The 22,151-nt window shown below is 65.8% G+C and carries 18 protein-coding genes; 7 read left to right on the plus strand and 11 right to left on the minus strand.

Annotation, left to right across the window (positions count from 1 at the left end; genetic code table 11):
* Window positions 1-82: 82 nt before the first annotated feature.
* Window positions 83-1,552 carry an arylsulfatase B gene (locus tag P12x_RS03265; RefSeq protein ID WP_435009400.1) on the minus strand — a complete coding sequence of 490 codons (1,470 nt, stop codon included), beginning with the start codon at window positions 1,550-1,552 and terminating at the stop codon, window positions 83-85.
* Window positions 1,553-1,730: 178 nt separating this feature from the next.
* Here P12x_RS03265 and P12x_RS03270 point away from each other — a divergent pair, with 178 nt between their 5' ends.
* From P12x_RS03270 to P12x_RS03295, 6 genes are all read left to right on the plus strand, one after another.
* Window positions 1,731-2,891, plus strand: a complete 1,161-nt coding sequence (locus P12x_RS03270; protein WP_435009401.1) for a DUF7638 domain-containing protein — start codon at window positions 1,731-1,733, stop codon at window positions 2,889-2,891.
* 148 nt (window positions 2,892-3,039) lie between these two features.
* Window positions 3,040-4,287: an RNA polymerase sigma factor gene (locus P12x_RS03275; RefSeq protein WP_435009402.1), complete on the plus strand. Its 1,248-nt coding sequence runs from the start codon at window positions 3,040-3,042 to the stop codon at window positions 4,285-4,287.
* 88 nt (window positions 4,288-4,375) lie between these two features.
* On the plus strand, window positions 4,376-4,753 hold the full coding sequence (locus P12x_RS03280; RefSeq protein WP_435009403.1) for a YciI family protein: 378 nt from the start codon (window positions 4,376-4,378) through the stop codon (window positions 4,751-4,753).
* 67 nt (window positions 4,754-4,820) lie between these two features.
* Window positions 4,821-5,303 carry a DUF1579 domain-containing protein gene (locus P12x_RS03285; protein ID WP_435009404.1) on the plus strand — a complete coding sequence of 161 codons (483 nt, stop codon included), beginning with the start codon at window positions 4,821-4,823 and terminating at the stop codon, window positions 5,301-5,303.
* A gap of 29 nt (window positions 5,304-5,332) precedes the next feature.
* Window positions 5,333-5,734, plus strand: coding sequence for a YciI family protein (locus P12x_RS03290; protein ID WP_435009405.1), 402 nt, complete (start codon window positions 5,333-5,335; stop codon window positions 5,732-5,734).
* 10 nt (window positions 5,735-5,744) lie between these two features.
* Window positions 5,745-6,179 (plus strand): DoxX family protein, encoded by a 435-nt coding sequence (locus tag P12x_RS03295; RefSeq protein WP_435009406.1) that lies wholly within the window; start codon window positions 5,745-5,747, stop codon window positions 6,177-6,179.
* A 17-nt stretch (window positions 6,180-6,196) separates the two neighbouring features.
* Here P12x_RS03295 and P12x_RS03300 read toward each other — a convergent pair whose 3' ends face one another.
* From P12x_RS03300 to P12x_RS03330, 7 genes are all read right to left on the minus strand, one after another.
* Complete coding sequence (locus tag P12x_RS03300; RefSeq protein WP_435009407.1) at window positions 6,197-6,505, minus strand: hypothetical protein; 309 nt, start codon at window positions 6,503-6,505, stop codon at window positions 6,197-6,199.
* Window positions 6,506-6,857: 352 nt separating this feature from the next.
* Window positions 6,858-8,039: a DegT/DnrJ/EryC1/StrS family aminotransferase gene (locus P12x_RS03305; protein ID WP_435009408.1), complete on the minus strand. Its 1,182-nt coding sequence runs from the start codon at window positions 8,037-8,039 to the stop codon at window positions 6,858-6,860.
* Window positions 8,040-8,245: 206 nt separating this feature from the next.
* Window positions 8,246-9,001 carry a nucleotidyltransferase domain-containing protein gene (locus tag P12x_RS03310; RefSeq protein ID WP_435011757.1) on the minus strand — a complete coding sequence of 252 codons (756 nt, stop codon included), beginning with the start codon at window positions 8,999-9,001 and terminating at the stop codon, window positions 8,246-8,248.
* 14 nt (window positions 9,002-9,015) lie between these two features.
* Window positions 9,016-9,918 carry a nucleotidyltransferase domain-containing protein gene (locus P12x_RS03315; RefSeq protein WP_435009409.1) on the minus strand — a complete coding sequence of 301 codons (903 nt, stop codon included), beginning with the start codon at window positions 9,916-9,918 and terminating at the stop codon, window positions 9,016-9,018.
* A gap of 35 nt (window positions 9,919-9,953) precedes the next feature.
* Window positions 9,954-11,813 (minus strand): ATP-binding protein, encoded by a 1,860-nt coding sequence (locus tag P12x_RS03320; protein WP_435009410.1) that lies wholly within the window; start codon window positions 11,811-11,813, stop codon window positions 9,954-9,956.
* Between the two features lie 387 nt (window positions 11,814-12,200).
* Window positions 12,201-14,921: a protein kinase domain-containing protein gene (locus P12x_RS03325; protein WP_435009411.1), complete on the minus strand. Its 2,721-nt coding sequence runs from the start codon at window positions 14,919-14,921 to the stop codon at window positions 12,201-12,203.
* 79 nt (window positions 14,922-15,000) lie between these two features.
* The gene (locus tag P12x_RS03330; protein WP_435009412.1) at window positions 15,001-15,570 is read right to left on the minus strand and encodes an ECF-type sigma factor; all 570 of its coding nucleotides are present in this window, start codon (window positions 15,568-15,570) and stop codon (window positions 15,001-15,003) included.
* Window positions 15,571-16,459: 889 nt separating this feature from the next.
* On the opposite strand from P12x_RS03330, the gene P12x_RS03335 reads away from it, so the two are divergent.
* Complete coding sequence (locus P12x_RS03335; protein ID WP_435009413.1) at window positions 16,460-18,106, plus strand: hypothetical protein; 1,647 nt, start codon at window positions 16,460-16,462, stop codon at window positions 18,104-18,106.
* Between the two features lie 102 nt (window positions 18,107-18,208).
* Here the strand turns inward: P12x_RS03335 and P12x_RS03340 are convergent, their stop codons facing one another.
* Genes P12x_RS03340 through P12x_RS03350 form a run of 3 tightly spaced genes read right to left on the minus strand, consistent with a single transcriptional unit; the run spans window position 18,209 to window position 22,120 of the window.
* On the minus strand, window positions 18,209-19,258 hold the full coding sequence (locus P12x_RS03340; protein WP_435009414.1) for an HAF repeat-containing protein: 1,050 nt from the start codon (window positions 19,256-19,258) through the stop codon (window positions 18,209-18,211).
* A gap of 30 nt (window positions 19,259-19,288) precedes the next feature.
* The gene (locus P12x_RS03345) at window positions 19,289-20,287 is read right to left on the minus strand and encodes a DNA integrity scanning protein DisA nucleotide-binding domain protein (protein WP_435009415.1); all 999 of its coding nucleotides are present in this window, start codon (window positions 20,285-20,287) and stop codon (window positions 19,289-19,291) included.
* Window positions 20,288-22,120, minus strand: a complete 1,833-nt coding sequence (locus P12x_RS03350; protein WP_435009416.1) for a hypothetical protein — start codon at window positions 22,118-22,120, stop codon at window positions 20,288-20,290.
* Window positions 22,121-22,151: the final 31 nt, after the last annotated feature.

Consider the following 22,151-nt stretch of genomic DNA (forward strand, 5'->3'; position numbering starts at 1 on the left):
AGCCTGCGGCCACGATGCTCCCTTTGATGTCGCGTAAGAATCGATTAAAGGAATTCATGTGCTGGTTTGGTTTCCGTTGGCCTCAATCCGGCTCGCCCCAGACCCGGGGTGACCGGAAACCGGGCGGCTTTGGAGCGGCCTTGGGCGGGATGGCCTGGCGGGCGAATTCGGAGTAGCGTGCGCGGAGCTCGGCCACCTTCCCCGGGTTCGACTTCGCCAGGTCGTGACGCTCGTTCGGGTCGTCGGCGAGGTGGAACAACTCCGCTTTCATGCTATCGATCTTGGTGGAGGGCTCGGTTTCGGGCTCGCTCCTCTCGGCGGCCTGGACCTCATCCCCATCGTCGATCCCCGCCGCGTGGATGATCAGTTTCCACTCTCCGACCCGGATGGCACCGGACCGGGGAGAGGTATTCAGCAGGATCGCGTCATGCGGCGAGGGCGCCCCCTCGATGATCGCGGGCCAGGCGTCGCGTCCGTCGAGCGGCAAGGTTTGGCTGGTCGAGGCTCCGGCCAGGCCCAGCAGGGTCGGATACCAGTCGACCGCGTGCAAGGGGGCCTGGATTACCGAGCCGGGCTTGATGTGACCCTCCCAGGTCGCCGAGGCCGGGACGCGGACTCCCCCTTCGTAGAGCGTGCCCTTCGCGCCCCGGAGCGGGCCGTTGCTGGTGACTTTGCCCGGATTGGGCCCGCCGTTGTCGCTGGAGAAGAGGAAGAGCGTGTCCTTGCGAAGCCCGGCCCGGTCGACCGCCTCGACGATCTGGCCCACGGCCTCGTCCACCGCCGCGAGCATCCCGGCATAGGTCCGACGCGGCTCCTTGAGGCCGGCGTAGGGCGTTTTGTAGCTCTCGGGGACCTGATGCGGGGCATGGATGCCGTTGAAAGGGACGTAAAGGAACATGGGGCGTGAACGGTCGCGAGACTCGATCCGGCGGGCGGCCTCGCGGGCCAGGAGCTGGGTGCTGTATCCCTCGTCGTGGTTCTCGCGGTCATCGCGATGCCAGTCGAACCCCCCGTCTCGGACGTGGGTGAAGTAATCGAGGGCCCCGTTGTAGTGGCCGTACTGATGATCGAAGCCTCGATGTGTCGGAAGGTACTCGGGCCGAAAGTGGCCGAGGTGCCACTTGCCGCAGATCGCCGTCTCGTATCCCGCCTCCTTGAGCGCCTGCGGGAGCGTCCGCTCCTCCAGCGGCAGGCCATACTGGGCCCAGGGGCGGACCACTCCGACCTGGAGGCCGTGACGCATCGGGTAGCGGCCGGTCATCAGGGCGGCGCGGGTCGGCGAGCAGACCGGCTGGACGTAGAATTGCTCGAGCTTGGCCCCGGCCGCCGCGAGCTTGTCGAGTTGGGGCGTCCGGATCTCGCTGCCGTGCCAGCCCACGTCGCCCCAGCCGAGGTCATCGACCAGGAAATAGATGATGTTGGGTCGAATCGGGGGATCGTCCGCAGCCTCGGACGATGGGCCGAACAGCACAAGGCCCAGTGCCGCCATCGCCGCGAGGCGGTGGAAGATCGAGGATCGACGAGGCACCGTCGAGAAAGTCGGTCGTGGCATGAGAACTCCCGTTGCATCGTCACCCGGCTCGCGCTTGGAGCTTCGGGCTTGCCCATCATCTCGGATCCCATGCCGAATCGAAATCGGCGAGTCTGGCATAGCCGCAAGTTCTTGACATACTATCTTCGGGGCGGTTGGGGGTGAAGCGGCGAGGAATTGGGTGGGCGAGGTTCGGGCCATGACCGACGACCTGGATTTCCTCCGCGCACTGATCGCTCGACCGGAGGATAATCCCCTTCGCCTGGCCTACGCCGACTGGCTGGAGTCTCGATCGGACCCTCGGGGCCTCTTCCTCCGGTGGGAAGTCGCCCTGAATGAGTCCGATCCGGATGCCAGGCCCGGAGACCTTGTCGAGCGTCTCCATCAGGCCCGAAGCAAGCTCGACGCCCGATGGCTGGCGATGATCGACCGCCCGCAGCCGAGCTGGCGGATCTTCCGGACGAAGCCGGCCCCGAAGTCTCACGGCAAGGCCATCCCGGCGTTCATCCACAATTGCGATGTCTACTTCCTCTCGACGATCGACGTCTTCGCGGACGGCGCGATCAACTGCTGGGGCTTCGTTGATCTGCCGCTCTTTCGAGACAAGCTCGCGCGAGGCTGGGTCGTGCCGAGGGCTGCCGTCGGCAGTGAACTCAGCATCCACAACCTCGGCTCGGCCCGCGTCGGAGCGGCGGAGTGGGATCGGAGCCCCGAGGATCTCGAACGCGAGGTGACGGAGGCGCTGCGCGAGCTGAACCCGACGATGGAGGGGCTGCTCGACATGGAGGGGTCGGATACCGAGGTCAGGGGCGAACTGCGCTATGCCAAACTTGGCCTGGCTGACTCCAAACCTTATCGCGTCTCCCCGTCTGGCGACGAGATCCCGGGGGCGGAGCTGCCCGTCCTGGAAGTGGTCGAGTGCGGATACCGGCTCCGCCCCTGGTTGATCTATGCCGACGGCCTGTCGCAACTCGGCTCCGCGAATGAACTCTTGCCCGTCGAGGCCGTCGCGCGGATGTTCAAGGAGCGTCGGCTCCGTTTGTCGGCGCCGTCGGGGGCCTGGGTGATCCTGGACGGCCTGGGTCGCTTCCGGGCCGACAAGGGATACTGGTCGATCCGGCCGGGGGAACGGACCCGCGAAGCTTTCGACCTCCTAGATCAGTTGAACGGTCGCCCCGGCGCGATCCGTCGATGCATCGACGCCCACCTTGCTTACGAGTCGGATCCGAGTCGGGAACGACGCGAGACCCTGCGCGAGGCCTACGAAGGCGTGCCCGAGCACCTCCGGATGTTCTGCGGCGACATGGATTCGAAGGACGGTCCGATCCGAAGGATCCTCTCGGAAGACTGGCCGGATTGAGCGGATTCGTCCGAGATTCGCATCGATACCTCCCGAAGTTGGGATGTTCGGGCCTGGATTGTGAGGTTTTGTCTTTCCTGGGGGACTCGACAAGATTACACTACCCCGCGAACGGTGAGGGTTAGGCCGGGTCGGGGATAATCGAGTCATGGAACAGGCGACGGTCGGAGGGATTCGAGAGCGGGTGGACGCCCTCTATCGAGCGGAGTCGCGCCGGGTTTTCGCTACCTTGATCCGCCTGGTCGGCGACTTCGACCTCGCCGAAGAGGCGATGCACGAAGCCTTTGCGGCGGCCCTCGAGCAATGGGCCCGCGACGGGATGCCGACGAATCCCCGGGCCTGGCTGGTCTCGGCGGGTCGCTTCAAGGCGATCGACGTGGTCCGCCGCCGGGTCCGGTTTGATGCCTCGCTCGCGGTGCTGGCCGCCGGATTCGAGGAAGGATCGACCGATCCGGGGGGAGTTGATGAGGATGTCGAGGACGACCGGCTCCGGCTCATCTTCACCTGTTGCCATCCCGCCTTGCCGTCGAGCACGCAGATCGCCCTGACCTTGAGGGAGGTCTGCGGCCTGACGACCGAGGAGATCGCCTGCGCCTTCCTGGGCACGCCATCGACGATCGCCCAGCGGATCGTGCGCGGGAAGGCGAAGATCCGCGACGCGAAGATCCCCTATCAGGTGCCCACGATGGCCGACTTGCCCGAGCGGCTCGACTCGGTGCTGGCGGTCATCTACCTCGTGTTCAACGAGGGATACTCCGCATCTTCGGGCGAGAGCTTGACCCGGCATGACCTCTCGGAAGAGGCGATCCGGCTGGGTCGTCTCCTCTTGGAACTGTTGCCCGACCCGGAGGTGATGGGGCTGCTTGCTCTGATGCTCCTCCAGGAATCCCGACGCTCGGCCCGCGCGTCGGCCGACGGCGACGTGGTGCTCCTGGAGGATCAGGATCGCTCGCTCTGGGATCTCGGGATGATCGAGGAAGGCCGGGGTCTGGTCGAGCGGGCGCTCGCCTCGGGCGATTTCGGGGCCTATACGATCCAGGCCGCGATTGCGTCGGTGCATGCCCAGGCCCCGAGCCCAGCCGAGACGGATTGGTCGAGGATGGTCGCCCTCTACGACCTCCTCGCGAGGGCCGAATCTTCGCCGATCGTCGAGCTGAACCGGGCGGTGGCGGTGGCGATGCGAGATGGGCCGCTCGCCGGGCTGGAGCGGGTCGACGCGATCCTGGGGCGCGGCGACCTGGCCGACTACCACCTGGCCCACGCGGCCCGGGCCGATTTCTGCCGACGGCTGGGCAGGACGGCCGAGGCCGGGGAATCGTACCGGCGGGCCCTGACCCTGGCCCGTCAGGAACCGGAGCGGCGGTTCCTCGATCGCCGGCTCAGAGAACTGGGCTGATTATTTCCGGGACGATGTCGATCTTCGGATTCGCCGGACGACTACGGATCGGAACGCATATCGACCTGAGGGCGAACCGGAGGGAACCATGAAATTCGTCTGCCTGGGATACATGGATGAGTCGAAGTGGGACGCGATGTCCGAGGATGAACGCAAGTCGATGATGGAGGAGTGTTTCGCCTACGATGCCGAGCTTCGGAAGGGCGGGCACATCCTGGGGGGCGAGGCGCTCCAGGGCATCAAGAATGGCGCGACGCTCCGGGCTCGGGGGAAGGAAGTCATCGTCACCGATGGTCCTTTCGCCGAGACGAAGGAACAACTCGGCGGGTTCATGATCTTCGAGGCTCGCGACCTGAATCACGCCATCCAGCTCATGTCTCGACATCCCGGGGTCCGGTTCGGGCCATTCGAGATCCGCCCGGTCGATCAGCAGATCAGCGAATTGGCCGCCGCCCGGTCGAGTTGAGTCGTCCCCCCTTGAACGGCCGGTGGATCAGGATCGGACAGGTCTCGAACTTGACGAGGAGTGAGCGATGCATGAAGAACCCTGCGCGGAACACAAATGGCTCGACCGATTGGTGGGCCGTTGGGTCTCCGAGTCCGAATGCAACATGGGGCCGGACCAGCCTCCGATCACTTCGACGGGCAAGGTCACGTTCCGGTCGCTGGGCGGGCTCTGGGTCATGGGCGAGGGGGAGGGGGAGATGCCCGACGGCGGGACCATGAGCTCGGTCATCACGCTGGGCTACGACCCCCGCGCCGGCCGCTTCGTCGGGACCTTCATCGCCTCGATGATGACGTATCTCTGGCCTTACGCCGGGTCGCTCGACGACGACCGGAAGGTCCTCACGCTCGACTCCGAAGGCCCCTCGTTCTCCTCCCCCGACGCCATGGCCAAGTATCAGGACATCATCGAGGTGATCGATGATGACCACTGGGTCCTGAGTTCGCGATTCCAGGACGACGAGGGCCGGTGGAATTCGTTCATGAAGGCGGCCCATCGTCGGGCCGAGTGACCGGTCGAGGATTCCCCAGGAGATCGACGATGAAGTACATGCTGCTCGTTTACGGCGCCGAGGACGCGTGGTCCGAGGAGGAGCGCGAGCATTGCTACGTCGAGTCGACCGAGCTGACTCGCGAGCTGCACGAGCGAGGGATCTTCCGGGGGGCCTCCCCCTTGCAGCCGGTCGCCACCGCGACCTCGGTCCGGATCCGCGAGGGGAAGCGAGTCGTCACCGACGGCCCATTCGCCGAGACTCGCGAGCAACTCGGGGGCTACTTCCTGGTCGAAGCCGGCGACCTCGACGAGGCGATCGAGATCGCGTCGAGGATCCCGGGAGCCCGAGTCGGGACGGTCGAGGTCCGGCCCGTCGTGGAGTTGCCCGGCCTGCCCGAACTCGGCGACTCGTCGCCGATCGGGGGTTCCGTCTCGAAAGCGAAAGGATGAGCGTCGAAAAATGAAGTCGAATTCGAAGGCATCAAGCTGGGCGGGCCGGATCCTCTCGGCGCTCGCGGCCCTCTTCCTGATCCTCGATGGCGTCGGGAAGGTGATGCAGGCGGCCCCGGTCATGGAAGCCTGCGCACCGCTGGAGATCCCCGAGCGCGTCATCCCCGGCCTCGGGGCCGTCCTGATCGCGATCTCGCTGCTTTACGCCATCCCGCCGACTTCGATCCTGGGGGCCATCCTGGTGACGGGTTATCTCGGCGGGGCGACCTGGACCCACGTCCGGATGGGCGGCCCGGTCTTCCCGATGGTGTTTCCGGGCCTCGTCGGCGCGATGGTCTGGGGCGGCCTCTGGCTCCGGGAACCTCGGCTCCGAGCCCTCGTGCCGATCCGGTGGCCTCGACAGGCGGTCGAGGTGGAACCGGCCGGGATCCCGACGGGAGGTTGATCCTCGCTCGATGAGCCTCAGGCTTTCCGAGGGGCCGGTGATCGATCCGGCCTCTCGCAATCGCTCGATCCTTCCGAGGTGCACTCCCCCTCGACTTCCGGGTGCGGCCAGGGTTCTCGCACCTCCCGGATCTTCAGGCCCAGGAACCCGCGACGGGCGGCCTTCAGGATGACCGAACCGGGGAGCCGCCGCTCCACGGTCGACCCGCCGGGCAGGATCTCGAAGAGGGCCAATTCGTCGGCGTCCTCATCCCGGGCGAGGACCTTCGAGCCTTCGGGGGCCTCGATCACGTACATCAGGTCCTCGTCGTAAACTCGGAAGATCATCTCGGTATTCCTCGTCGAGAGTGCGATGGCTTGATGTTCACTCGTGTGGTGTCGGATCCCGATATTCCCGGTTGAAGAAACTTTTGACGATCTGGCAAATCGCGAGCCCAGTTCTGGCCCCAGGGCCGAATCATCTCCGATCCTGGCCGGAGTCGGAGCCCTGCGGCCCGGATGCCTCAAAGTGCGAGGCTTCCCGGCATCAATCCGCTCGATTGATGGGAAAGCGAGACGTTTTCCTCCCGAATGCGGTGATATTTTTTTCGACTCGACCCGCGCATGGGAAACGGGACGGCCGGATCTCGGGCAAGAATGAGATCCGGCCGTCCCGTCCTCGTTTCTCTTGGGTTCGGAATCAGGCGACGTTGCGCCGACGGCCGAAGGGCAGGAGGGTCTGGGCGTCGAAGAACCTGGCGATCGAGCCGACGACGTGGGCCAGGGCCTGGTCGGTCAGCTCGGGGTACATCGGCAGGGCGATGGTCTCGGCGGCGGCGGCCTCGGCCTCGGGGAAGTCTCCGGGCTTGTGGCCGAGCGAGGCGAAGCAGGTTTGGAGGTGGAGCGGGATCGGGTAGTAGATCTCGCTGCCGACCTTGTTATCGGCCAGGTGGGCGCGGAGCGGGTCGCGGGCATCGGCGGGCACGCGGATCACGAACTGGTTGTAGACGTGGAAGTTCCCCGACTTCTCGGTCGGGAGCGTGGCGACCTCGCCCAGTCCTTGCTCCCCGAAGAGCCGGCTATATCGGTCGGCGACGTCGCGGCGACCGGCGGTCCAGTCGTCGAGGTGGCGGAGCTTCACGCGGAGGATCGCGGCCTGGAGGGCGTCGATCCGGGCGTTGTATCCGACCTCGTGGTGGTGGTACTTCGGCTCCATCCCGTGGACCCGGAGCCGGGCGACCTTCTGGCCCAGGGGCGTATCATTGGTCGTGACCATCCCGGCATCGCCGAATCCGCCGAGGTTCTTCGAGGGGTAGAAGCTGAACGCGGCGGCGTCGCCGAGCGTCCCCGCCCTCTTCCCGTGATATCCCGCGCCGATGGCCTGGGCGGCGTCTTCCAGGACGAACAGCTTGTGCTTCCGGGCGATCGCGTTGATCGGGTCCATGTCGGCGGCCTGGCCGTAGAGGTGGACCGGGATGATCGCCCTGGTCTTCGGGGTGATCGCGGCCTCGATCCGGGCCGGGTCGATGTTATAGGTCTCGGGGTCGATGTCGACGAAGACCGGGCGGGCGCCCGTCCGCCAGATCGCCCCGGCGGTCGCGAAGAACGAGTAGGGGGAGGTGATGACCTCGTCCCCCGGCTGGAGGTCGATCGCCAGGAGCGGCAGGAGGAGGGCATCGGAGCCCGACGAGCAGCCGACGGCGTGCCTGGCCTCGCAATAGGCGGCGGCCTCGGCCTCGAAGCTGGAGACCTCCGGGCCGAGGATGAAGTACTGGCTTTCCAGGACCTGCCGGACCACCGGCTCGATCTCGTCGCGGATGGTCTGGTATTGCGCCTTCAGGTCGAGGGCCGGCACGGCCAGAGGTTGGCTCGAATCGCTCATCGGCGGACACTCCTTGTCGGTCGCCCGAGGCGGGCGGAAGTCCCTCGAATCCTTCGAGGGAGACGCCTCTGTGTAACCCGTTGCCCGGAAATCGTCAAGGTGAAGCGGCGAGGTCAAGCGGGAGAAATTGGGCGATGGAGGACCAGACCGAAAGCTAGTCTCGTAGGGCTGGCCCTGCCGAGATCAGGCTCGCGACAGGGCCAGCCCTACAAGACATGCATCCTGAGGCGGATTAGCAAGTCATTCAGGGCCGGTCTGGCGTTCGGCACCTCGGGCAGTGTGCTGGCGACATGGGCCGCTTCGAGTTCCGCCCTCAGCCGGTCGTATTCCCGTCGGTGGAAGTCGAAATCATCAGCGTCTAGGGTCGACTTCTCCGGACCCTCCAGCTTCCGGGCGATCAGGTCATCCACCTGGCCGAGCCGGGCCTCCCGGTTCAGATGCACGAGGTTCGCCTCGACCTCGCCCGTACGCATCAGGTGGATTCCCGTGAGCAGGACCCGGTAGGTGTAGAGCAGCGGTTTGACCCGCCTGGGGCTTTCCTTCTCGAAGAGCCTCCACTGAGTCTCGGCGAAGCCGAAGTAATGGTAGGAGTGATGGCGGGTGATGCACCCCTCGGCGATGGCCTTCAACTCCTCATGCTCGGGCGTCGTGTGGACCACCAGCGGCGAGTATAACTGCTCCAGCACGTAGCCGTTCTTCCTGAGGAGCAGGCCGAAGAACTTCCGTGCGTCGTGCGTGACCAGATCGAGTTCCAGCCCTTCCTCGTCTTTCGACGACTCGATCGTCTCCCGGCCCACGTCGAGGCCGACAACCTCCTGCACGGGCAGGACGTGACAGCCCCGCAGATCGTAGTCCGAGTCGGGCGAGGGGAACCCGTAGAGGTGCGCCCCGCTGATCGTGGCGAACACCAGCGGGTAGGGATGTTGGCGGACTTCTTCCATCAACCGAGACGCGATGTCCATCATCCCGTCCCCTTTCACAGCAGGTCCTTCACCCGGTCCAGTTCGGCCTGGATGTTCCGCAGGGCGACGACCGCCCGGTTGGGGTCCACGACGCAGTCAGCCAGGCTCCCATAATGCTCTTCGAGGACGTCCAGGAGCAGGGCCTTGATCCATTCCTCGTCCGGGTTTGGCCTCAACTTGCTCTCGGCGTATGCCCGCTCCAGTTGCGACTCCTTTTCGGCGAACCAGGTTCGGAGCCTCTGCTCGGTCCACTCGCCACGGCGGATCGCCTTGAGTCGTTCGTTGTCACGCTGGAGGTCGACGTCGCCCTCCGTGAGGATCTGCTCCACTTCGCCGATCAGCCTGACGACATGGTAGGCGAACTTGGTGTCATAGCCGTGTTCGGCGACCAGTGTGGCCCGCTTGCCCTGCGGTTGTTTGATGGCGATCTTGTGCAACTGCGAGTAGGCATATCCCTTGAACTTCGACCAGGCTCCCTTGTGCAGGAACAACCTGCGGTTTTCCCGGACGAGATGGCCGACCTTCGTGCTATACAGGACGCAAGTCGTCGGCGTGAAGAGCGAGTCGATGATGTTCGGGTTGTTTTCCATCGCCAGCGCGAAGAATTTGACGACGCCGAAGATGGTCAGATCGCATGTCCGACCGTGCCCGGCCAGGGCGTCCCGGTCCTGGACGTGGTGCTCCTGATATTGCTCGAAACGTCCGGCCGGATTCCCGAAGCCGGGGATCTCCCCGCGAAGATGGGGGAAAATATCGTCCTTCGGCGGGATGGCCCATCCATACAGGTCGAGATCACTCGAGTCTGTTGAGACGTCATAGGCGGTCGAGCCCATGATCGTCTCGTACTGGACGTTGCCGGGCAGCCATCGAGGCGGCTTGACGAGTCCCCGCTCGGTCAAGCGTTGGAGGGTGCTCACGGCGGGAGACTCCCCGGAGGACCACGGACGCGTCCTCATGCCGCCCCGGTGGGCTGGCCGATCAGGCTCGCGATGGTGCCGATGTCCACGGGCTTGGCCAGGTGATGGTCGATCCCCACGGCGGAGGATCGCTGGCGGTCCTCTTCCAGGGCGTAGCCCGAGATGGCGATGAAGAGGGACCTCTTGAGATTCTCCGACAGACGCAACTGCCTGGCCACCTCATAGCCGTTGAGGTTGGGCAGGCCGATGTCGAGCAGGAGGACGTCGGGCTCATAGGCCAGGGCCGCCTCGATCCCCTCGGGGCCGTCGTGGGCGAGCTTCACCTCGTGGCCCATGAGCTTCAGGAGCCTGGCCAGGCTCCGGGCGAGATCCTTGTTGTCGTCGATGATGAGGATTCGGGTGATTCGCACCGGCGTCGGCGCGGGGGGGAGCGGCGTGACGACGGGCCGCTCCGAGGCCGGCCTGGCCGGCTCGGAGGCCGGCAGGCGGAGCGTGAAGACGCTCCCGAGGCCAGGCCCGGGGCTGGTCGCGGTGACGGTCCCTCCGTGAAGCTCCGCCAGATGCTTGACGATCGTCAGGCCGATCCCCAGCCCACCTTCGGCCCGATCCAAGGTGCGCTCTCCCTGGGTGAACGGCTCGAAGATCGTGGCCAATCGCCCGATCGGGATGCCCGATCCATTGTCCTCCACCCGGAGGGCGATCCGTTCGCCTTCGCGATCGGCGGAGATCCGAATGAGCCCGCCGGAAGGGGTGTATCGGGCGGCGTTGCTGATCAGGTTGACCAGGATCTGTTCCAGGCGGACCGGGTCGGCCTCCAGCCGATCCACCCCCTCGGCGATGACGACCTCGGCCCGATGATCCCGCTCTTCGAGCAGGTATCCGACCGAGGCGACGGCATTGTCGATGGTCTCGGCCAGGTCGATCGACTCTTTGCGGAGGACCACCCGCCCTCGGGCGATCCGCGCGACGTCCAGGAGGTCGTCCAGGAGGTAGGTCAGGTTGCCCACCTGCCGGTTGAGGACCTCGCGACCCCAGGCATGGTGATCGGCGGCCTCGGGCGTCCCGAGGAGGTTGACGGCCGACTTGATCGCGGCGAGCGGGTTGCGGAGCTCGTGTGCCAGCATCGCCAGGAACTCGTCCTTGCGTCGGCTGTCCTCGATCAGGCGTCGCTCGTAGGCCCGCCGCTCGGTGTCGTCGCGGAAGATCAGGACCGCGCCGATGATATCGCCGTCGGCGTCTCGGATCGGGGAGGCGCTGTCCTGGATCGGCCGCTCGATGCCTTCGCGTGAGAGGAGCAGGGTGTGATCGGCGAGTTCCTGCACCTCGCCCGTCTCCATCACTTTCATGACGGGGTTGGGGATCGGCAACTTCGAATCTCCGTTGACGATCGCGAACACCCCTTCGAGCGGACTTCCCTTCGCCTCGGCGAGCTGCCAGCCGGTCAACTCCTCGGCCACCCCGTTCATGAAACTGACCCGGCCCTGGGCGTCGGTGGCGATGACGGCGTCCCCGATGCTCGTCACGGTCGCCTGGAACCGCCGCCGTTCGGCCCGCTCGTGGTCCTCGGCCCGACGTCTGGCCGCGACGAGCTGACCGATGATGATCGAGACCCCGATGAAGAGGAGGAGCAGGACCAGGTCGTCGCGCTCGAGCCGGAGCGAGTGGTAGGGGGTCATGAAGTAATAGCGACCGAGCACGGTCAATCCGGCCGTCGCGATGAGGCTCGATCGCTGGCCGCCGTACCAGGCGGTCAGGATGACCGCGGCGAAGGAGAAGACCCAGGGCGTGGACCGGGAGATCGGCCAGGTCGCATGGCTGGCCAGGAGGGCGAGGACGACCGCCAGTAGGGCGACCCCATACCCCCGGAGCCCGGTCGTGTGCGACTTGGATCTCATTTCAGCGTCCGTCCTACCATTCGACCAGGGGTCGAGCGATCGCTGATTCCGCCGCACGCGACCGGGCGAGAAGAGGCATGATGCTTCGAGCCGGATATTCGCCGATCACTTCGAGTGATCCTCGGAGAATTCTATCCGGGCCGAGGATCACCCTCAACTATTACTCCTATGAGCCTCCGATTCCCCTCCCGAATCATCGAATCCTCGGGGTCACCCCTCCTGAACGACACCGATCTCTTTCCTGATTTCTTTCCGCGTGATGCGGTCATACGGCCTCGGTCGGCCTCGACGAGGAGATCGAGAATTGGGCGACGCACGGGATGGCCAATCGTCCCAAAGACATCCGGCTCGCGCTCGAGAGACACCAGGATGCCGTCGCCAGGCGACTCACTTGAACTCCCCCTTGTCGTAGCGAGCCCAGAACTCCCCCGCGGGCCAGGCCTGGTTCCAGTCGGTACCGATGGTCTTGAGGCTCTTCATGTCGCGGAGAGAATCCAGGCCCTTGGGGCTGATGCTCGTGGGGTTGAGGCGGATCTCTTCGAGCGAAAGGTCTGTCAGTGGCGAAAGGTCGGACACCTTGGTGTTGACCAAATTGAGCCGCTTCAGCTTCCTCAAGTCTTTCAGGTGGAGCAGCCCATCGTCGCTCACCTGCGTGTTGTCCAGGATGAGAAGGTTCAGGTCCTTGCAGCCCTTGATCTGAGATAAGCTCCCGTCGTCCACCTTGGAGCCATCGCAGTTGAGGTGGGTCAGGGGCATCCCATTCAATGGCGACAGGTCGGAGACCTGCGTGCCGCCGAGGTGGATGAAGTTGAGCTCCATGCCCTTGAGCGGCGATAGGTCGGAGACCGGCGTGCCGGACAGATTGATCGACGTGAGCGGCATCCGCTTCACGGGCGAAAGGTCGGAAATCTTCGTGCCCTCGAGGGATAATTCCCGCAGCCTCATTCCCGCGAGGCCCGTCAGGTCTCCGACATTCGTTCCGCCGAGGTCCAGATTCTCCAGCGGCATCCCGTTTAGCGGGGAGAGGTCGTAAACCTTCGTGCCCACAAAGTTCAGGACCCTGAGCTTCATGCCCTCCAGCGGCGACAGGTCGTCGACAAGCGTGCCGTAGCACATAAATTCCGTCAAGGGCATGCCCCTCAGCGGGGAGAGGTCGACCAGCTGACTCTTGGAGACGTTCAGGCTCGTCAGGGGCAACCCGCTCAGCGGCGAGAGGTCCGTCAGGAGCCCCTGGCGGTCTCCGGTGCCGGAACAATTGAGGGTCCTCAACTTGGTCAGCACGCGCAGCGGCGAGATGTCGCTCACGTCATCCGCGTTGAACTCCAGTCCCCTCACAACACCCTTCTCGATGGTGGGCGCGACGGCTCCGTCGAAGCCGGGATTGAGCTCCTTCAAGCGAGCGCGCACGGCCTTCACCTGCTCGGCCGCCGAGAGTGCGGCCACGATACGCTCCCAGGCGGACTCGTCGACGGACCGTGGAGATGGCCTCGCATGCGGAAGGGTCTTCGCAACCGATGGCGAGCCCTCTCGGCTGACCCGCACGACTTGCCGGCCGTTCTTCGCGACGGTGACCAATTCCTGGCTCACGACCTTGCCATCCTTGCGGGCCTCGATCGAATGGCTGCCGGGCTTCATGCGAAGCTCCCTGACCCCCGCGCCCGTGATGACGATGTCCGAGCCGTCGATCTTGACGCTGACTCCGGGGTCGTCGACCTCGACGACCAGCGTACCCTCCGCGGAGAGCAGGCGAATGACCGTGCCGTGGAAATCGGTGACGCCCGTCGCCTCCGTGAACCCGAAGCTCGCGAGCGTTATCAGGAGCAGGGCCGCGGTGGCGGCCCAGAGGCGCTTGCGGGACCGCATCCGGATCGCCCGCCCGGGAATCGCGAGTTGCACGGTCGGTTCAAGCGCCTCGCTCTCGACGGCCTTCTTCTCGATCCCGACCGGCCGGACCTCCGGGACTGAAGCAAGGCTCCCGGGACGCGGGCTCGCCGCCAGGCCACGCGCCAGCAGGTCTGCCACCTCACGGGCCGTGGCGATGCGATCGTCCGGGTTCTTGGCTTGCAGGCGGGAGATGATGTCGCAGACCCATTGCGGCACCTCGGGGATGATATCCCTAATGGGCCGCGGCGTATCCTCGGTCACCCGTTTGAGTACCGCGAGCGTGCTATTCGCCCGGAACGGCGGCCGTCCCGAGCACATCGTGTAGAGCACACTGCCGAGGCTGAACAGATCGGCCCGATGGTCGAGTTTATCGCCATATGCCTGTTCCGGCGCCATGTACATCGGCGTCCCCGCCACGACCCCGGATTGGGTCATGCTGGCGTCGTCCGCCGCCCGGGCCAGCCCGAAGTCGGTGATCTTGACGTGCTGGTTCGGGCCCGCCTCAATCAGGATGTTTCCCGGCTTGATGTCGCGGTGAATCAGCCCCTCGTCGTGCGCGGCGGCCAGGCCCTCGGCGATCTGCCGCCCGATCTTCAGGACCTCCGCCGTCTCCAGCGGGCCGGTGCGATCGAGCCGCTGCTGGAGCGTCTCTCCGGGGATGAACTCCATTGCCAGGTACGGCAGCGGCAGCTCCTCGACCGCGTACACCTGGACGACGTTCTCGTGGCGGACCTTGGCCGACGAGCGAGCCTCTCGCAGGAACCGCTTGCGGGCGGGAGAGGTGGCCGCCATTTGCGGGGCCAGCACCTTGATCGCCACCACGCGATGGAGCACCTCATCGAAGGCGCGGAAGACGATGCCGAATCCGCCCCTCCCGAGGACTTCGAGGACTTCGTAATGCCCGATCCGGCCGAGCGAATCGGGGCGGGTGGACGGCATGAGGAAGTGCAGCCCTTCACAATCCTCGTCGGGGAGGGTGATGTGCTGGTCTTCCCCGGTGGAGGACGAGGCGAACGCCATCGTCTCCAGGTCGGCCGATGCTGCCGCGGGCGAGCCGAGGAAACTGCCGGATGCGTCATGGGAACGGAGCAGTACCTCGACCCGATCCCGCAGCGCGGCATCGCCCCCGCAGGCACGCTCCAAGTAAGCGACCCGGGCGGTTTCATCCGGCCGCGCGGCGGCCTCGAGGAAGATATCCTTGACGCGATTCGGGTCGGTCGGCATGGTCACTCCGGGTTAGGGTTCCACCATCAATGCGAGAACCCGCTCCGGTTGTCTCAACCAATCCGGAAAATCACGTCGTTCAGGTCGAATCGGCCTCGGAGATGGCGTCTCGGAGCCAGGCCCGGGCGTAGGTCCAGTGGCGGTAAGCGCTTGCACGGGACAGCCCGAGAGCGGCGGCCGCGTCCTCGATCGACAGCCCGGCGAAGTGGCGGAGTTCGACCAGCCGGCAGGCGACCGGATCCTCGGCGGCAAAACGGGTGAGGGCGGCATCGAGGGCGAGCAGTCGCTCGTCCGCTGCCCCAAGCTCGGCCGGGACATCGGGGAGAACGACCCGGCGATGGCGGCCGCCGTGTTTCTCGGTCCGCTTCCTACGGGCGGCGTCGACCAGGATTCGACGCATCGCTTCCGCGGCCGCCGCGAAGAAGTGCCCTCGATTCTCCCAACGGATCTCGCCGGCGGGATCGACAAGCCGGAGGTACGCCTCGTGGACAAGGGCCGTCGGCTGAAGTGTCTGGACGGGAGACTCGGCGGCCATGCGAGCAGCGGCGAGTTTCCGCAACTCGTCATAGACGAGCGGGAGGAGCTGAGCCGTGGCTCGCCGGTCACCGGTCGCGGCGGCATCCAGGAGTTGAGTGATCTCGGGCCTCATAGTGCCAGTCTACCGGATCCGACAAGCCCAGTCGCCCTACCGGCGGATGATGACGGCCCCAGGACTCGTCGAGGAATTCCATCGGCCGAGTTGCTCCGTGCGTCCGCGCGTAAAATCGGTGTCGGTGAATAATCTGTGTCAGTATTTTCGCCTTCCTCGGACGACTCGTGGGCGTCTTTCGACTTGGGGGCCGAGCTTTCCCGCCAGGGTCTCAGCCCGGACCGATCTCTTCAGGGGCAAGCCAAAGCGTCTTTCTGATGTTGGATTTGATGGTGATATTGATAATCCTTAACGCGTAGAGGGTTGTTTGGATGATACGATCGGGAGTACTAGAGAATCGCGAACGGCGTGCCTAGATTGATACCGACTCTCACTCGACGGGCCGCTTCAGATTCCGAGCTGAAGCGTGCAATGCGTGTGATAATTCCGGTCACGAATCCCCGAAACTCTCAGGGAAACGCTTTCGTGTTGAACGCCCAAATTCGGCCAAACCTCCTCGTCCGCCAAGGCTTGACATCGGATGACAATAGGACTTCACGCGCGATACTCTACATCGGAACGAACCCATTCTTGGCGTGGGAACGAACCCATTTTTGGCGTGGGAACGAACCTACTTCTTGGGACGAGATATGCCGGAACGAACCCATTTGGTGACCCGGCGAGATTTGTAAGATGTTTTGGATGAAGGGGATGGGGGAATGGTGTTCTCCTGGCGAGTCTCCCTTCTTCGGCGGAACGGACCCATCCAGAGCACGCGATCCACCAGGACGGTTCCTTCGAGCCCGAAATCGTTCGGACTTGGCACTTGCTGGCGGTTCGACGGTTGTCTATAGTGAAGAAAGTTTGGGCCCGGATTTCGATCGAGGTCGTCGATGAGGGAGGTCGAGCCGTGAAAGAGTTGGACAAGCCGATCGGGCGGGTCTGGCGTCGGTTGCGGTTGCAGCGGTTCCTGACCTCGACGGTCTGGTGCCTTGCGGCGGGCCTGGCGCTGGCGACGGTGGTCCTGGGGGTCGAGAAGCTGGGGCAGGTCCCGGTCCCGGGGGCGTCCTGGTGGCCGTTCGCGATCGCCGGCGGGCTTTCGCTGGTCGTCGCCGGGCTGATCGCGGCGTTTACGGGGCCGGATCGGACCGACGCGGCGGTGGCCCTCGATCGGGCCTTCGGGCTCAATGAGCGGCTGAGCACCGCCCTGACGCTCCCCGAGAACCTCCGCGAGACACACGCCGGCCGGGCCCTGATCTCCGACGCGATCCGACATGTGGCCGATCTCGACGTGACCGACCGGTTCGGGCTCTCGATCCCCCGACGCGCCTGGGTTCCGATCGTCCCGGTCCTCCTGGCGGGGGTCATCACACTGGTCCCCGAATGGTCGAGGCAAGCGGCCGCGATCGCCAAGGCGTCGACGACCACCAAGGCCGACGCCAAGGCGGTCGTCAAGTCGTCGGAGACCCTCGGCCGGAAGATGGCCGAGCAACGCAAGCAGATGGACAAGCAGAAGTTCGCCGAGGCCGAGCGGCTCCTGGCCGAGGTCGAGAAGGCCGCCAACGAACTGGCCAAGGCCCCGCCCGCCCAGAAAGACAAGGCGATGATGGAGCTGAACAAGCTCACCGACGCCCTGAAGGACCGGCAGAAGCAACTCGGCTCGCCCGAGCAGGTCAACCGCCAGCTCCAGCAGCTCAAGGAGATGTCCAGCAACGGCCCGGCCGACGACTTCAACAAGGCCCTGTCGAAAGGGGACTTCGAGAAGGCTTCCAACGAGATGAAGCAGCTCAAGGATAAGCTCCTCTCGGGCAAGATGTCCGAGAAGGAGAAGGAGGATCTCAAGAAGCAGATCCAGGAGATGAGCCAGCAGCTCCAGAAGCTGGCGAACCTCGACGAACGCAAGAAGCAACTGGAAGAGGCCAAGAAGAACGGCGGGCTCTCGCAGGAGCAGTTCGACAAGGAGATGGCCAAGCTGAACGACCAGTCCAAGAACCTGGAGAAGCTCCAGAAGATGGCCCAGCAACTGGCCAAGGCCGGCGAGGCCATGGAGAAGGGGGACGCCAAGAAGGCCGCCGAAGCCCTGGGGATGAGCGAGCAGCAGCTCCAGAAGATGGCGCAGGAACTTGCCGAGCTTCAGTCGCTCGACTCGGCCCTGGCCGAACTCCAGGATGCCAAGAATGGCATGAACGGCGAAGGTCAGGACGGGATGAACCAGTTCGGCGACGGCTTCAACCAGCTCGGTCAGAACACCAATCGTCGGAACCAGGGCGACGGCATGGGCAATCGAGGGATCGGCGATGGCGACCGGGCCGAGGCCCCCGACGATACCGCCTCTTACAACACCCGATCCAAGAATCAGTACACCAAGGGGGCCGCGGTAATCGAGGGGACCGCCCCGCCGACCACCCAGTCCAAGGGGCTCTCGACCATCTCGATCCAGGGCGAGATCGAGACCAACGCCGGCTCGGCCGCCGATGCCCTGACCAATCAGAAGATCCCCAAGAGCGTCGAGAAGCACATCCGAGGCTACTTCGACCAGATCAACAAGGGGCAGTGAGCCGGCCACCCGCGCCTGGGTAGGTGACATCGAGCCTTCGAGGTCCGCCGGGCTTGCCCTGATGGATCTCGAAGGCTCGGCGTCGGTTCGAGGCGGGTTGCCTCAGGGCTTGGTCGGATCGGGCCTGGGCTTCTCCTCCTCCTCGGCCTTCTCCGTCGTCCCGGCGATCTGGCGATGATTGTTGATGGCGGTCGCCCCGACCAGGTTGGGGCCTCCCTCGCGGATCAGGCGGAGGTGGCCGTTCTCGAAGAGGAACGCGTCGGGGCCGATGTCCGACCCGTTGGGTCCGTCGACCATCCCGACGATCACGCCCGAGTCATTGACGGCCATCGCCTCCGACCGGGCATAGCCCGTCGGCAGATCCAGCGTCTTGAGGCCGCCGTCTCGGGTCCAGAGCACGGCTCGCCTGGTGCCGTCGTCCGGGTAGCGAAGCCCGACCACCGTGCCCGAGTTGTTGACACCCCGAGGGATGAGCGAGCTGGGAGTCCCGAAGTCCTCGCGGGACCATCGGCCGTCCTCCGTCCGGCTCCAGAGGCAGGGGATCGAACCGTCCACCCCGGCGACGAATCGGCCGTCGCCGCTGATCGGGACGACCTGGGAGCCGAGCGGGCCGGACTGGGGCAGGGCGGTCGCCTTCCATTCGTCGCCGACTCGATCCCAGACGCAGGCCCGGGATCGGTTGGCGCCCACGGAGAAGCCGCTGATACGCTTGCCGTCGCGCGTGACCCCGGAGGCGAAGGAGGATGCGTCGCCCGGCAACGTGCCGAGGCCCCGGATCCCGCCGGCCTCGTCCCAGAGGAACGCCTGGTTTCTCATCGGGACGGGGGCCCCCGGGGTGGAGGGCTTGCCCGCGTGCCCCACGACGATGCCGTCGTCGCTGACCGCGGCCGGGAAGGTCGCGGTGTAGCCCTTCAGGAGCGGCAGGACGACCTTGGACTGGCCCCGCAGGAAGAACGGCCTCTGGCCGATCACGCCGGGATATTTGTCGTCCTCGACCCACTCGAAGCCGGTGATATCGCCGCGCTCGTTGAGGCCCGTCACGCTGACGTCATCGGCCTCCGTCGAGATGAACTGATAGGGGCGTGGTGGGTCCTCGGGCCCGACGATCGAGGGAAAGGCCAGCGAGCCCAGCACGAGCAGGAGGCTAGACATGGAGGTCCTTTGGGGGAGGTTGGATCGAGTTCAGAGGACGTCGCCGTGACGTCCTCGGGGCTTCTGGATGTCGGTGAGCAGCCGCCCTCGACGGAAGATCGAGACGGTGCCGGTCGATTGCGAGACGCAGAGGGCCAGGGCGTTGGTGTTGACGGTCACGGCGGCCGCGGCTTCGTGGCGGGTCCCCAGGCCCTGGGCCAGGGGCTCTTCCAGCTTCGCCACGGGGACCAGATAACGCCCCGCGCTCAGGAGCACGCCATCGCCCCGGACGATGAACGCCCCGTCGATCGCGGAGAATTCCTTGATGGTCTCTTCCAGCCTCGAATCGAGGATGTTTCGCTCTTCCTCGGGGTAGCCCCGGAACGGATTAATGACGAGCTGACGACTCTGGACGAGCACGGCCTCGCTATCCCCCAGGACGAAAAGGCAGCCGACCGGACGCCCTTCGCGGCCCTCCAGGCCAAGCTCGCTGGCCACGGTCAGGAGCCTCTGGAAGACTGCGGGCGCCACCCCGGCCGGGAGGGGTTCGGCGGTAGCCCCGCCGAACATCTCGAGCTCATGGCCGAGGTCGAGGACGATCACCGTGTCGATCGTCCCCGACCGGTCCAGCCCGGTCACGCAGACGATCCGATCTCCTTGAGTGATGAGCCCTTCGGCGGCGGCCACCAGCGTGGCGATCTTGATCTGGCCGACGCGAGTCATCGCCACGTCGGGGATCCGGACCACCTGGCAGTACTCGCCCCATCCGTCGGGGACCCGGACCTCGGCCCGGCGCGTCACCAAGATCACCCGGAAGCCGACGACCTCGATCATGTCGACGAGGTGTTCCTCCTCTTCGATCACGTCGGCCGAGAGCAGGACCGCGCGAGCCGAGACCTCGCGGGCGATCGCGTGGGCGTGACGGACCAGGCTTCGAGTCAGGATGTTCAAGGGCTGTGCCTGGTCGTCGGATGAAGCAGGGATGGCCCTGCCGGCCTTGGTTTCATCGGCAGGGCCACCCCTGGCCGAAGTCGAGTTCCCTTCGTCCACTCACGGTTTGGCCGACTCCGCCGAGAATTCCACGGCGATGGTCTGAATGCCGATATCGTCGAGGACCTGGGGGGAGTCGGCCTTGCCGACCTGCTCGATTCGCAGGATATTCTCGCCGGGCCGGATCAACCCCTCGGGGATTGCCAGGCGGATGCGCTCGGGGGTCTCGTTCCGCGTCATGATGTGGCGATTGAGGAAGTCGACCGGCTGGCCGTTGAGCTTCAAGTTGGTCCGGAGTTCTCCGTTGCGGAGTTCCTTGGCGAACTCGGGGCTGTTGGCCTCGCTGACGACGTCGACGACATCGAGGACGAAGGCCGCCGATCCTCCGGGGATCTTCTCCAGGGTGAAGCTGCGTTCCAGGACCCCCCCCTCGGACAGGGGCGGGTCGAGCGCAGGATCCAGGGTGATGTTATCGCCGAGGTGATGAGATGAGGGGTCGATCACGATCCGGGTGGCGCGGTTTAGGGCCCGGAGGCTCTGGAGACGATCCCGGGGGATGGTCAGGTCGCCGGCATAGGGCGTGGCCAGGGTGATCGAATCGTCCCGGATCGCAATCAAGGCCCCTTCAGCCCGGTCGAGGTCCCTGGGGTCGTTGCCGGGCCCGGATCGCCACTCGACCCGGGCGAGCAGACCCTGGATCGGCCGGGATTGCTCGGGAGACCGGCGGAAGCGGACCGAGGAGACCTCGGTCCAGGAGAGGCCGATCTCCCGCCCGTCGACGAGCAGGGTCAAGGTGTTGGCGTCGGCGGCCTTGAGCTGGCCGAAGAGCTGGTCGCCGTCGATCAGCCGGACGTCGTCGAGCTTGGGGGCGACCTCCAGCCCGCCGACCGGCTCGGCCAGGCGGACGAGGCGAAGGTCGTCGAAGTGGACGGCCAGATCGTTGGGGATCTCGCCCTGGCCCGAGGTCTGGTTGGCGAGCCGGATCTCGATCAGCGGGCCGCCCGGGCCCCGGCCGTGGGCCAGCTCGTTGCCGTCCACTGCCAGCTCGACCTCCGGCCCGAACCGGACGCCCAACCGGTGCCAGCCCGGCTTCCGGGCAAGCCGCTGGACCGCCAAAGCCGGCCCGTTCCGGGAGAGCACCCCCAGGCTTTCCTCGGCACAGTCGATCACCGCACGGACGGTCACATCCCCATTGGCCCCGCGGAAGAGGAGGTCGACGAACCATTGCTGGCCGGCAACCACCCGGCCCGAGTCGTGGAACGCCAACTCCAGCCGCCCGGAGCCCACCGGGTCGATCAGCCGATGCGTCACTGCCGAGCCTCCGGCCGCTAGCCTCAGGCTCTTCAGGCCCGCCACCCGAGGCTCGTCGACGATCGAGGGCTCGCCGACCTCGGTCCATCGACCGGGGTCCAGCGACTCGAATCCTTCCTGGAGGACCAGCAATTCGCCCGGCCTCTGGGCCAACTCGGCCGCCCCGCCCCGGGCGACGATCACGGGAAGTCCCCCCGGCCCGTCTTCCAGGCGGATCGCCCGGTCCTCGACCTCCTTGAGACGGCCCGAGATCTGCTGGTCGAGCCCCAGCCGGACTCGCATCGGGGGGTAGCCCTGGGTCGCGTCGGCCCCCGGGCCGTCGAACGTCACCGGGCCCGCGTCCTCCAGCGGGACCAATGGCCCGCCCCCCGTCGGCTCGAACCGGAATCCGGCCACCGGATCCCCGACGATCCGACCATAGACCGAAGGTTCGTCGGGCCGCGCGATCGACTCGAGCCGAGGCTGGGCCTGCCCTACTACGGACCGCGGCATCCCCGGGAACAGCGGGCCGAAGGTCGCCAAACCCAGGGCCAGGGCCCGGATCGAAACCGATCGGACGTCTCGTCGATTCGGAGTTCTCATGTCCGTCGATTTTAAATCGAGGCCGACTCCG

This window comes from Tundrisphaera lichenicola (assembly GCF_051175385.1).
Taxonomy (GTDB): Bacteria; Planctomycetota; Planctomycetia; order Isosphaerales; family Isosphaeraceae; genus Tundrisphaera; species Tundrisphaera lichenicola.